This is a genomic window from Kitasatospora sp. GAS204B (assembly GCF_029892155.1).
GTDB lineage: Bacteria > Actinomycetota > Actinomycetes > Streptomycetales > Streptomycetaceae > Kitasatospora.
Genome location: NZ_JARZAG010000008.1, coordinates 120,671 through 132,964, shown reverse-complemented (window position 1 = coordinate 132,964; position 12,294 = coordinate 120,671). Strand labels below are relative to the sequence as shown.

At 72.2% G+C, this 12,294-nt stretch carries 10 protein-coding genes; 4 read left to right on the top strand and 6 right to left on the bottom strand.

Annotation, left to right across the window (positions count from 1 at the left end):
- The first annotated feature begins 126 nt into the window (after positions 1-126).
- Positions 127-2,187 carry an FUSC family protein gene (locus P3T41_RS13500; protein WP_280690037.1) on the top strand — a complete coding sequence of 687 codons (2,061 nt, stop codon included), beginning with the start codon at positions 127-129 and terminating at the stop codon, positions 2,185-2,187.
- 56 nt (positions 2,188-2,243) lie between these two features.
- Here P3T41_RS13500 and P3T41_RS13495 read toward each other — a convergent pair whose 3' ends face one another.
- On the bottom strand, positions 2,244-3,788 hold the full coding sequence (locus tag P3T41_RS13495; RefSeq protein ID WP_280690036.1) for a carboxyl transferase domain-containing protein: 1,545 nt from the start codon (positions 3,786-3,788) through the stop codon (positions 2,244-2,246).
- A gap of 208 nt (positions 3,789-3,996) precedes the next feature.
- Positions 3,997-4,629: a TetR/AcrR family transcriptional regulator gene (locus P3T41_RS13490; RefSeq protein ID WP_280690035.1), complete on the bottom strand. Its 633-nt coding sequence runs from the start codon at positions 4,627-4,629 to the stop codon at positions 3,997-3,999.
- Positions 4,630-4,908: 279 nt separating this feature from the next.
- Between P3T41_RS13490 and P3T41_RS13485 the strand changes: the two genes are divergently transcribed.
- Entirely contained in the window at positions 4,909-5,568 is a 660-nt protein-coding gene (locus P3T41_RS13485) for a nuclear transport factor 2 family protein (RefSeq protein ID WP_280690034.1), read from the top strand.
- A gap of 269 nt (positions 5,569-5,837) precedes the next feature.
- Here P3T41_RS13485 and P3T41_RS13480 read toward each other — a convergent pair whose 3' ends face one another.
- The 3 genes from P3T41_RS13480 to P3T41_RS13470 form a co-directional block, all read right to left on the bottom strand.
- Entirely contained in the window at positions 5,838-7,085 is a 1,248-nt protein-coding gene (locus P3T41_RS13480) for a low temperature requirement protein A (RefSeq protein WP_280690033.1), read from the bottom strand.
- Between the two features lie 198 nt (positions 7,086-7,283).
- Entirely contained in the window at positions 7,284-8,294 is a 1,011-nt protein-coding gene (locus tag P3T41_RS13475) for a pyridoxamine 5'-phosphate oxidase family protein (protein WP_280690032.1), read from the bottom strand.
- A 9-nt stretch (positions 8,295-8,303) separates the two neighbouring features.
- Positions 8,304-8,783, bottom strand: a complete 480-nt coding sequence (locus tag P3T41_RS13470; RefSeq protein ID WP_280690031.1) for a VOC family protein — start codon at positions 8,781-8,783, stop codon at positions 8,304-8,306.
- Positions 8,784-8,922: 139 nt separating this feature from the next.
- Here P3T41_RS13470 and P3T41_RS13465 point away from each other — a divergent pair, with 139 nt between their 5' ends.
- Positions 8,923-9,477: a CGNR zinc finger domain-containing protein gene (locus tag P3T41_RS13465; RefSeq protein WP_280690030.1), complete on the top strand. Its 555-nt coding sequence runs from the start codon at positions 8,923-8,925 to the stop codon at positions 9,475-9,477.
- A 348-nt stretch (positions 9,478-9,825) separates the two neighbouring features.
- Positions 9,826-11,415, top strand: coding sequence for a glycosyl hydrolase family 18 protein (locus P3T41_RS13460; RefSeq protein ID WP_280690029.1), 1,590 nt, complete (start codon positions 9,826-9,828; stop codon positions 11,413-11,415).
- Between the two features lie 37 nt (positions 11,416-11,452).
- On the opposite strand, the gene P3T41_RS13455 is transcribed toward P3T41_RS13460, so the two are convergent.
- Entirely contained in the window at positions 11,453-12,280 is an 828-nt protein-coding gene (locus tag P3T41_RS13455; RefSeq protein WP_280690028.1) for a nucleotidyltransferase, read from the bottom strand.
- Between the last annotated feature and the right edge of the window lie 14 nt (positions 12,281-12,294).

Genomic DNA, 12,294 nt, shown 5'->3' with positions numbered 1-12,294 from the left:
CGAGCTCTCGTCCAATGGCTACCGCAGCTATCCGCCGAACGCGGTGGCCCGGGTGCGGTGGCGGGTGCGCGCGGTGAGCGCTCGTGCCTTCCGGCAGGGAAGTGAGCGACGGGCGAGGATCATCAGGTGAGGACGACTGAGAACGACTCTGCCGCCGGCCGGTTGACCCCGCCGCCCTGGCTGGTCCGCACGCTGCGTCCGCAGCCGACCGCCGTGCCCAAGGCGGCGGCCGTGCGCGCGGCCGTCGGGATGGGGTTGCCGGTGGCCGTCGGGTTCGCCGTCGGGCAGAGTGCAGACGGCGCGCTGGTCGCGATGGGGGCGCTCGGTGCCGTGCTCGGGGACACCGCCGACGCTTACCGGCTGCGGGTGTTCAACATCGCCGTTCCACAGCTCTTCGCCGCCGCCGGGCTGGCGCTCGGCGAGCAGGTGTACGGGCACGGTTGGGTCGCCGTCGCCGCCCTCACCGGGCTCGCGCTGGTGGCCGGGATGATCAGTACGATCGGCGCGGTCTCCTCCGCCGTCGGGCTCAACGTGCTGCTGATGGCGGTGATCGGCGCCGGCCTGCCGTTCCCGCCGCCCTGGTGGCACGGTCCGGCGCTCATCCTGCTCGGCGCCGCGCTGATCCTGGTGATGGCGCTGCTCGCCTGGCCGGTCCGCTCCGGAATCCCCGAACGGGCGGCGGTCGCCGACGCCTACCACGCGACCGCCGACCTGCTGGACGCCGCCGGCGGGGAGGACTGGAGCGAGGCGCGGACCCGGCTGACCGGAGCTCTCGACAACGCCTACGACCTGCTGCTCAGCCGCCGCGCTCTGGTCCCGGGGCGCAGCCGGGGGATGTCCCGTCTGATGGCGCTGCTGGGGGCGCTGACGCCGCTGGTCGAGGCGGCCCCCGCCGTGCACGCGGCGGGTGGCCCGCTGGGCAGGCGGTTGGCGGTCGAGGTGCGGCGGATCGCGGCGGCGGTGGCGGTGGGGGGAACGCTGCGCACCCTCGCCGTTGACGCTCCGTCAGCTGCTGAGTCCTCCTCAGACACCGAGCCGGACACCCCGGTCGAACGGGCCGCGGCCGCCGCCGTCCTGCACGCGCGGGAGGTGCTGGCGGACGCGCGCCGGTCGCCGGTGCCGTCCGCCGGGCTGCGGCCGACCCCGCTGCGGGCGCGAGTGCCGGCCCGTGCGCGGGAGGTGCTGCTGTCGGCCACCTCCTGGCGCTACGGCCTGCGGCTGGCGCTCTGCCTCGGGCTGGCCCAGGCGCTGGTCTCCACCGTCACGGTGCCGCGCTCCTACTGGGTGCCGTTGACCGTGACCTTCGTCCTCAAGCCCGACTTCGGCTCGGTCTTCACCCGCGCGGTGCTGCGCGCGCTGGGGACCGCGGTGGGGCTGGTGCTGGCCACCGCCGTGCTGGAGGTGGTGCCGCGCGGGGCCTGGGAGGTGCCGGTGGTGGCCGTGCTGGCGGCGGCGCTGCCGGTGGTCTCGCGACGCAGCTACGGGCTGCAGACGATGGTGATCACGCCGCTGATCCTGATCCTCTCCGACCTGTTGAACCACCAAGGGGTGCACCTGCTGGTGCCGCGACTGGTGGACAGCCTGCTCGGCTGCGCGATCGTGTTGGTCGCGGGGTATGCGCTCTGGCCGGAGAGCTGGCACTCCCGGGTCGGCGCCCGGCTCGCGGACTCGGTGGACGACGTCGCCCGGTACCTCGAGTGCGCGTTCGCGGGGGTGGGCGGCGACGGTGACGCGCCCGGGCCGTCGCCGGGTTCGGTGGGCTCGGTGGGCTCGGTGGGCTCGGTGGGCTCGGTGGGCTCGGCGGGTGCGCGGCATCGGCTGCGACGTCGGCTCTACCGCGATCTGGGCGGTCTGCGCACCGAGTTCCAGCGTGCCCTGGGCGAACCGCCGCCGACGGGCGCCCGGGCCGCCGCCTGGTGGCCGCTGCTGGTGGCGGTGGAACGGGTGATCGACGCGGGCACCGCGGCCGCCGTGCAGACCGCCCAGGGTGCCGGCTCACCGGCGCCCGCCGAGCTGGCGGGCACGACCGCCGACCTGCGTGCGCTGGCCGTCGCGATCCGTGCGGGCGGCGCCGAACTCGCGCCGCGTGCCCATGACGTGACACCGGCCGGTGCCCTGGCCGAAGTCCGCCGCGAGGTGGCCGCCGCCTGGTCGGTGCTGGCGGGGCCGGGGGACGTCGCGCGCTGATCCGTACGAGAGGTCCCGGGCTGCTCGGGTTCCGCGGCTACTGCGGCTGCTCGCGGTTACTGCGCCAGGCCGCGGAACCTGGCCAGGCGCGGGGTGGGCGGGGTGAGCGTCGCCGCGTGCGCCAGTTCCTCGCGGACGGCGCTGACGGTGCGTCGGATGAACTCGGCCGGCTCCGCAGCAGCGGAGGGCGGCTCCGGCAGGATGCGGTCGATCACGCCTTCCCTGGCCAGCTCCGTTGCCCCGATCCGCTGCTGTTCGGCGAGTTGCGGGGCGTGCTCGGGGGTGCGGTGCAGGATCACCGAGGCGCCCTCCGGGGGGAGGGGGGAGAGCCAGGCGTGTTCGGTGGCGATCGCCCGGTCGGCGGGCAGCAGGGCGAGCGCGGCGCCGCCCGCGCCCTCGCCGAGCAGCAGGCTGACCACGGGGACGGGCAGCGTGCTCAGTTCGGCCACGCAACGGGCGATCTCCCCGGCCAGCGCGCCCTCCTCGGCGGACTGGCTGAGCAGCGCGCCGTGGGTGTCGATCACGGTGAGCAGCGGCAGGCGCAGTTCGGCGGCGAGCCGCATGCCGCGCCGGGCGGTGCGCAGGGCGCCGGGGCCGACCGGGCCGTGCACGGCTGCCGCCGCCCGATCATGGCCGACCACCACGCAGCGGCGGTCGCCGAACCGGGCGAGCGCCAGCCGCAGCGCGTCGTCGCGTTCGCCGGCTCCGGTGCCGGAGAGCGGGACCAGGGTGTCGGCCTCGCCCAGCAACTCGGCCAGCCCGGGGCGCCCCGGCTCCCGGGTCCGACCGACGGATTCCCAGACGGGGACCGTGGCTGAACCCGCCGGCTCGCTCACCGAACTGATCGGTTCATTCACCGAACTGATCGGTTCGCTCATCGAACCCATCGGTTCGTTCGGCGAACTCACGGGTTCGTCCAGCAGATCGAGGGCCGCCGTCAACCACCCGCGCAGCTGACCCACCGTCAGCACCGCGTCCACCGTGCCGAACCGCTCCAGGTGCTCGGCGCGCTGCACCCCCTCCGGGAACGGTGCACCGTACAGCGCCTGGTACACGCGCGGGCCCAGGAAGCCCACCAGCGCCCCGGGTTCGGCGGTGGTCAGCTGGCCGAGCGAGCCCCAGGAGGCGAGCACGCCACCGGTGGTGGGGTGGCGCAAGTGGACCAGGTACGGCAGCCCGGCGGCCTTGTGCGCGGCGACGGCGTTGGCGATGGCGATCATCCGGACGAACGCCGGGGTCCCCTCCTGCATCCGGGTGCCGCCGGAGGCCGGGAACGCGATCAGCGGCAGTCGCTCCGCCGTCGCCCGCTCCACCGCGCGCAGCAACCGGGCGGCGGTCGCGGTGCCGATCGAGCCGGCCAGGAAGGTGAACTCGCTGAGCAGCACCGCCACCCGGTGCCCGCCGATCCGCCCCTCCCCGGTGAGCGCCGCCTCGTCCGCCCCGCTGCGGGCTCGCGCCCGCGCGAGGTCGTCGGCGTACGAGGCCCCGTCGTCGGTGTACCGCGGCGGCTCGTCCCAGCTGCGGAACGAGTCGGCGTCGAGCACCTGGCCGGCGAAGACCAGGGCGGCGGGCACTACGGGTGTCGCGGTCGCTTCGTCCACAGGACCAAGTCTCCAGACCCGCCCTACCCCGGGACAACCCCCGACTTGATCACAGCCGGCCGAGCGAACAGCGGCCCCGGGTCCGGCGGCCGCCCGTCCGGCCGCCCGTCCGGCGGGCCGGCCGAGAGCAGGAGTGCACTGTCGGTCGCCAAGGCCCGCACGATGTGCCGGATGAGGCCGGCGGCGTGCTGGCAACTGTCGGCCTGGGTCAGCTGGTGTTCGGGGAGCCGCGGAATGCCCCGGCCAGCACGGGGACCAGCCACCGTTCGATCTGCTCGGGGGGCTTGGTGGCCAGTTCGGTGCCGATGGGCGCCAGTGCGAGCCAGTTCAGCAGGCCGGCCGCGCAGCGGATGCGGAAGTCCAGCTCCTGCTCGCCGACTCCGGGGAGGTTGGCCGAGAGCTTGCGGATGATGTCCCGCCGGGACTGCTGGAACTTCGCGGCCAGTCGATCCCAGCCCTCGGGAGGGTCGATCCCGACTCGTGCCACCGTCCGGATGACCGCCAGGTCCTGTCCGCCGGCCGCCAGTGCGCGCATCATCGGCCTGGTGAACGCCGCGGCCAGCTCCTCGATGCTCGACGTGGTGTCGAGCGAAGCGACCGCGTTGATCTGCTCGTCCAGGTACCGCTCCAGCGCGTGCTCGATCGCCGAATCGCACAGTGTCTTCAGCGACCCGAAGTGGTAGCTCACCGCGGAGACGTTGGCGCCGGCGTGGTCTGTGATCTCGCGGAGGGTCACACCGTCCTGGCCGCGTTGCGCGAGCAACTCCACCGCGGCGGCCAGCAGGCCGTCCCGTGTCCGTTGGCCGGCCTCGCGGCGTTGGTCTGTGCGCTCTGTCGCCATGGGCAGTAGTCAAACAGTTGATTGATTTTGCTGTCAAGGAGCCGAGGGCCGAACCGGCACTCGCCCGCTCGGCAGCTCGCTGATCACCCGTCAACCCACCTACCAGGCGCGCGCATTCCGGGGCGCGCGCTCCGCAACACATAAATCAATCATTCGCTTGACAGCTTGGCGCCGCCACTCCTACCTTCAAACAAGCGCTTGATTTGAGAGCGCCGCACGCGACACACAACCGTCTCGACGGACCCTCAGATCCCGAGAACCAACCTGAAGGAGCACGATATGAAGTCGCTCGGATGGAAGACGATCGTCACCACGGCCGCGGTCGCGAGCCTCAGCGGTCTCGCCATCGCCGCCGCGCCATCACAGGCCGCAAGCCCCATCGCCGCCAGCGCGCGGGTCAACGCCGTCAGCAACTCGCAGACCCACGCGGCCCTGAGCCCTCGCGAACTGTCGGCGCTGCCGCTCACCAACCGCCACCTGACCGCGCACGAGATAGCCAACCTCGCGGTCGTCCTGAACGCCTACCACGTGGCGGAGGGCCACAGCCTGGACGTCAACGCGTTCATCAACAGCTTCACCGACGACGGCGTCTTCAACGACGAGGTCGCCGGCAAGACCTACCAGGGCAAGGCGCTCGGCGACGTGCTCACCGGCATGGCCGCCATCTTCCCCGACGTCCACCGCGACCTCAAGAGCATCACCGTCAACGGCGACGTCATCAGCCTCGAACTGTCCATCCAGGGCACCTTCGAGGGACCACTGCAGACACCGGCCGGCACCCTCAAGCCCAACGGCGCGAAGATCGACGCACCGACCGCCGACTTCTGGTACCTGCACAACGGCAAGGTCCAGAAGTTCGACTGCTACGTCGGATACACCGACATGTACGCCCAGATGGGCGTGAACCTCGACTGGGCCACCGCAGTCGCCAAAGGCTGAGCCAAACCCTGGCAGGTGACACCCGACACAACCGGCCGCGCACCACCCGCCACGGCCCGGCCGTCAACACGCCGGCGCTCAAGGGCTGCTGACGATCCCATCGCAGGGCTGTCCGGCCGCGGGCCGGGCAGCCCTGCGCGCCATGTGGTGGTCGGGAGCGAGGTGGCAGGCGGTGGCCTGAGCAGGGCCGGGGACCGGCGCGGTGGCCGACCGTTGTCTAGGGCCTCTCTTACGGATCTTGCCGGGCGCCAAGATCCGTAAGAGAGGCCCTAACGGCCCGGCTGCTCGGGGTTCGCGCCGGGTCGGCGAAGCCGGTGGGAGACGGCGAATCCCCAGGGGGCGCTGAAAAGCAGGACAAGGACCAGACCGAGCGCGAGCGGTGCGGGGCGAGCCGCGCCCAGCACGAGACAGGCGAGGGCCACCGCTGCACAGATGCGGGAGAGCGGGCGGTACAGCTCGCGCTTGCTGTGCCAGGCTTCCAGACTGGCGGCCACGAGCATCGTGCTGAGGAGTACGACTGCGGTGGCGGAGCAGAGCACCCATGCCGTGGCTTCATCGGTGCGGGCGGCGTGGGCGTGTTCGACGAGGCTGACCATCGCGGCGCCCATGGCGGCCACCGCGGCGGTGAGCGGCAGGTGGGCCAGCATCCACTGCGCGGTGGCCGCCGGGGTCCGACGCGGTTCACGGTGGCCGGCGAAGTCGAAGTAGGTCCACCATGCGCCGAAGCCGACCACGACGGCGATCAGCGCGACCGCGATGGTGAGCGCGCTGACCGGCTCGGCCGCGAGCCCGCTCACCACACCGGTGACGGTCTCGCCCAGCACGATGATGATGAGCAGCCCGAACCGCTCGATCAGGGCGTCGGTGACGGTGAGCGTGGCTGCCGCGCCCGGCGCGGCTCGCAGGATCACGACGGCTAGGCCGGCCAGGTAGGCGAGGTCCAGCAGCCCCCACGTCCAGACCCGGGCGTCGGCGGGGAACAGCGCGCTCGTGCCGAGGATGACGGCGCAGCAGACGGTTCCGGTGACGAAGAGCCGGCTGGAACGGCGGTATTCGGGCCGATCACCGCGCGAGGCGAGCAGCCACAGCATGGCCAGGACCGCGAACAGGCTCCCGGCCGTGACGGCGAAGGCCGCTCCGCGTGGGCCGCCCGCCTCGGGGATGAAGGCCCCCAGGGGGACGAGGACCAGGATCTGGAGCAGGAAGGTGCTGCGGGCCCGGGCGTCCTCGCGGCCGTGCAGCTCGTGGTGCAGGCTTCCGTTGACCCAGGCGATCCAGACGAGCCCGAACACCGCCGCGTACTCACCCAGGCCCCGCCAGCTGAGCTTGCCGGCCAGGTGATGGGCGGCCTGCGCGACCAGGACGACCACGACCAGGTCGTAGAAGAGCTCCAGCGGGCCGACGATGCGCTCGCTCGGCTGGTCCCCGTGGGCACGCGGCGGCTGCCACAACTGCCGCCGCAGCCGTCGCCAGAGCGTCGGCTCGCCGGCTGCGGCGGGGGCGACTTCGTCCGTCATCCGGCAACGCTCCTACGGTCGGTGCGGCGGCCCCGCGTGTTCAGGGCGTGCAGGGACGGGTCCCGGTCCGGCCGACCACCAGACGGCGCTCGGCCAAGAACCACGCCCCGTCCTGCTTGACGAATTCGTCGAGGTGACGGATCGACGCGATCATAATCGTGCGCTCGCCGTCCGCACCGAACTGGACCCGTCGGCGCGTCAAGCGGTCCGGGGCAGGACCTCGGGGTTGAACTTGGAGTACTCCGCCCGGGTCCAACGCAGCCCGCTGGCCTGCGCGGTGGCCACCACCTCGGTGACCGTGAACTCCACCAGCCGCTGCGCGCCGGGGACTTCGGCGGCATGCCGCTCGTCCCAGTCGGTGTGGGCGGTGCCGGTCAGCTGGAGTGTGTCGCCGGTCGCCCAGTCGATGAAGAGCAGTCCGGCGGAGGGGTTCTCGGCGAGGTTGCCGAGGGTGCAGAACATCGCGTTTCCCTGGTAGTCCGGCCACCGGAGCCGCCGGGGATCGAGGAGTTGGACGAAGCCAGGATTGCCGCCCCGGTGTGAGGCGTCGACCTCGCCGCGCCGGTTGGCGGTGGTGATGAAGAAGGTGTCCGCCCGCTGGATCAGCTGCTGCTGACTCATCGTCAACTGGGCATGGTGTGACGGAACTCCGGGGACGCTGCCCGGCTCGAGCCAGGGTTCGCGGCCCTGGATGTACTTGGGGCAGTTGGCGAAGACTTCGTCGAGGGTCACCTGGATGCCCGAACCGCCGGGCGACGCATGGCCGTTCATCCGCATCCGGCGCCGGACGGCCGGTTGGAGGGCGATCATGCCGACCTCGGCCGGCCGGCTCAGCGCCTCGGCCAGCGGATCGCCGTCCATTGGCCGCGCGGAGATGGTCACCGCGTCCGCCTGCTCGGCGTCGCCGGTCGGCTGGGCCCGGGCGAACCCGGGCGGGCCGGTCAGCAGGCTCGCCCAGAGCCGCTCGTGGTGGTCGGCGGCGCCGACCACCACCATCGGCTGCTCGGTGAGGAACTGGGCGGCGATGGGCGGGATCCGCCGGCTCCGGCTGGGGCCCGTGTAGCCGGGCCGGTCGAACCCGGCCCGGCGGCGGACCGCCAACTCGCCGGGGACGTCTGCCGGCACGTCTACCGGCACGTCTGCCACGACGTGTGCCGGGATGTCTGGCGGGAGTGCGTCGGGTGTCGCGGGGACGTGCTGTGCGGTCATGGCGATCGCCTAGAAGAAGCCGCAGGTCGGCGCGGAGCCAGCCGGCGCGCTGCCGTCGGGCGAGTGGGCGCCGTGCGGGGTGAAGATCTCCAGCCGGATCCCGTCCGGGTCGGTGAAGAAGATGCCGCCCGAGTCGGCCCCCTCGCCGTGCGGGACCACGCCCTCGTATGCGAACTCGGCGCCCAGCTCGCGCAGCACTTGTTCGATCTCGCGCACCTCGGCCACGTTCTCGACCCGGAAGGAGAGGTGGTGCAGGCCGGGCGCGGCGGTGGCGAAGGCGCCCTTGCTCTGCTGCCAGAGGGTGAGCATGGTGCGGCCGTCCCGGCCGAGGAACGCGTGGCGGTGCTCCGGCTCGGTGCCCTCGCCGAGCAGCTCGAACCCGAGGATGCGCTGGTAGAAGGCGCGCGAGCGGTCGAGATCGGTGACGTTCAGGCCGACGTGACCGGTCTGCAAGGACGTGTGCGCGGCGAGCTGTGCGGGCTGTGCCATGGAGGACCTCCGTCGTGCGGCCCGGATGATGTCCGGGCTAACCGTTGTTATCGAGTATGTGGGTTAGGAAAGTCGACCGTCAACCGGTTCTGGCTCGAATGCCGGTTAGAATCACCGCCAGTTGCACGAAGGAGGGCCGATGGCCGAGGAAACGCAGCCGACCGACCCCCGCCCGATGCCGGGCGAACCCCTCTCGCTGGACCTGCTGAACACCCGGTGGAACAACGGCGGCAGCCCGCGCGATCTGCTGGACTCGCTCGACGGGCTGGCGCTCTGGCTGACCCTGAACGGGTTCGCCGACCGGGTCCCGGCCGACCAGGTCACCCTGGACGCGTTGGTGCTCACCCGCGCCGCCATCGCCCGCCTGGTCGACGGTGACCGTTCGCCCGAGGCGCGTGCCGCGCTCAACGAGGTGCTCGCGCACGGCTCGGTCCGCCGCACCCTGCGGGCGGACGGCCCGCACGCTCACCCCGAGACCGACGGCCCGGCCTGGCTGCCGGCCTGGAGTGCCGCCGAGGACCTGCTGCGCCTGCTCGCCGAGGCGCCCGGCCGGATCCGCTCCTGCGCGCACCCCAACTGCGTCCTGTACTTCTACGACACCTCGAAGAACGGCACCCGGCGCTGGCACTCGATGGCGACCTGCGGAAACCGTGCCAAGGCCTCCCGTCACTACGAGCGGACCAAGACCGACTGACGGTCCGTCAGTATCACTGCACCGCAGCCCCGGAACCGCTGAGCGGACGTCCGGTCGCGGCGCGGTCTCGCCTGTCGCTCGACCATTGACACGGACTGGTCCAGACCGGTTCAGTGGTCTGGACCACAGGGGTGTGCCTGCGGGGTCGCTCCCCGTGCTGCCCCGAACCGTCCGACAGTCGAGACAGCAGGAGCCTTCCCCCACATGCGCAGTCTCCGTAACGCGGGTCAGCCGCGCCCCCAAGTCCATCCCGGATCCCGCAGCCCCAGACCAAGCAGCCCCAGACCAAGCAGCCTCAGACCCGGCAACCTCACGCCCCGCAGCCGCAGACCTCGCAGCCTCGCCGCGATGACCACCGCCTGGGCGCTCGCGGTGGCCGGCGCGGCCGGCCTCACCTTCGGCCTGGCCCCCACCGCCTCGGCCGGCGAGTTCCTGGTCAACGGCGGCTTCGAGAGCGGCGCGTTGGCCCCCTGGAGCTGCGACGGAAGCACCGGCAGCGTCGTCACCGGCCATGCGCACAGCGGTGGTTACGCCCTCGCCGGGGCGGCCACCGCCGCCGACGACGCGCAGTGCGCGCAGACGGTCGCGGTCGCGCCGAACACCAGCTACACACTCAGCGCCTACGTCAACGGCGCCTACGTCTACCTGGGCGTGGACGGCGGTGCCAGCACCTGGACGCCGAGCACCGGCGGGGCGTACCAGCAGCTCTCGGTCGGCTTCACCACGGGCGCGAGCCAGACCAGCGCGACGGTCTACCTGCACGGGTGGTACGGGCAGGGGACGTACTACGCGGACGACGTCTCACTCAGCGGCCCGGGCGGTCCCAGCCCGTCACCGACGCCTACCCCCACACCGACTCCCACACCGACTCCCACTCCGACGCCGACCCCGACCCCGACGCCCACCCCGCCGGGCGGCGGCCTCCCCACCCACGCCCTGGTCGGCTATCTGCACGCCAGCTTCGCCAACGGCGCCGGCTACCTGAAGATGTCCGACGTCCCCGCCTCGTGGGACGTCATCGACCTTGCCTTCGGTGAACCCACCTCGGTGACCTCCGGCGACATCCAGTTCAACCGCTGCTCGACCACCGACTGCCCGGGCGAGGAGTCCGACGCCGCCTTCAAGGCCGCCATCGCCGCCAAGCAGGCCGCGGGCAAGAAGGTGCTGCTCTCCATCGGCGGTGCCAACGGCGAGGTCCAACTCACTACCACCGCAGCCCGGGACGAGTTCGTCAGCTCGGTCTCCGCGATCATCGACCAGTGGGGCCTGGACGGCCTGGACGTCGACTTCGAGAACCAGTCGCTCGCGCTCAACCAGGGCGACACCGACTTCAAGAACCCGACCACCCCGGTCATCGTCAACACGATCTCCGCCCTGCAGACGCTCAAGGCCAAGTACGGATCGAAGTTCGTGCTGACCATGGCGCCGGAGACGTTCTTCGTCCAACTCGGCTACCAGTTCTACGGTCCCGGCCCCAACAACGCCCAGGACCCGCGAGCCGGAGCCTTCCTGCCGCTGATCTACGCGCTGCGCAACGACCTCACCCTGCTGACCGTCCAGGACTACAACTCCGGCTCCATCATGGGTCTGGACAACCAGTACCACTCGATGGGCGGCGCCGACTTCCACATCGCGATGACCGACATGCTGCTCGCCGGCTTCCCGGTCGCCGGCAACACCAACAACATGTTCCCGCCACTGTCCCCCTCCCAGGTGGCGATCGGCATGCCGGCCAACAGCTACGCGGGCAACGGCTACGTCCCGCCGAGCGCGGCGGACCAGGCGCTGGACTGCCTGACCAAGGGCACCAACTGCGGTGGCTACGTGCCGCGCAGCGGTCCGCAACCGACCTTGCGCGGCTTGATGACCTGGTCGATCAACTGGGACCAGTACAACGGCAACGAGTTCTCCAACAACTTCCACAGCTACTTCGGCTGACGGCGGAGACGGGGCCAACTTCCGTACGGCCAACTCCCTACGGCCGCGGCGCCTTCACCCCGTGGCTGGCCGTGTACTCGGCGGCCAGCCACGGACCGAGCTCCTCGAAGAGCAGCGTCAGCACTCCCGGATCCGCACTCCCGGTCCGGGCGGCGGCCGCGGCGGCCCGCATCTGGTCACCTCGCTCCGGGTAGTACCGCGCGAACACCTCGGCGGACTCGGCGAGATCGCTCGTCCAGCCCTGCCAGCGCGGCATCACCAGGGTGAACCCGGTACGGACCAGGTGGCGGCCCGCGCCCCGGCTCAGGGTGCGGCGCTCGGCGTCCGTCGTGGCGGCGGCCGCGCGGGCCCGCCAGCGGGGGAGCAGGAGCGCCAGGTCGCCGTTGGTCTCCCGGGCGAGCAGCGTGTCGGGCCGGTAGCGCGGCAGGTGCTCGGCCAGGTCGGGGCCGAGCAGCGGTGTGCACAGGCAGGCGACGAACCAGCCCAGGTCGTACCGCTCCAGCTCGCTGAGCAGGGTCTCGGTGCCGAACAGCAGGATGCCCGTACCGTTGATCTGCGCGAACCGCCGGTCCAGCTCCGCCTGCAGCGCGTCGGCGGTGGCCCGGTCGGCGGGCGTGGGCTGCCGACGCAGCGCCAGCAGCAGATCGAGGTCGGACCGCCCCGCCACCGCGGTGCCGCGCGGGATGCTGCCGTAGAGGTAGGCACTGTGCAGCAGTTCCGGCCCGAAGGCCGCGGCGATGCCCGCCCGCGCACCCGTGACCACCTCGGCGAAGGCCGCCGACACCTTGCTCAGCGCACCCTCGCGGACGAACAGCCCGTCCCGGTCCAGGCCCTTGCCCACGTCCGCCCCCTCGTCTCGCCGCACTCGTGCCACTCCCG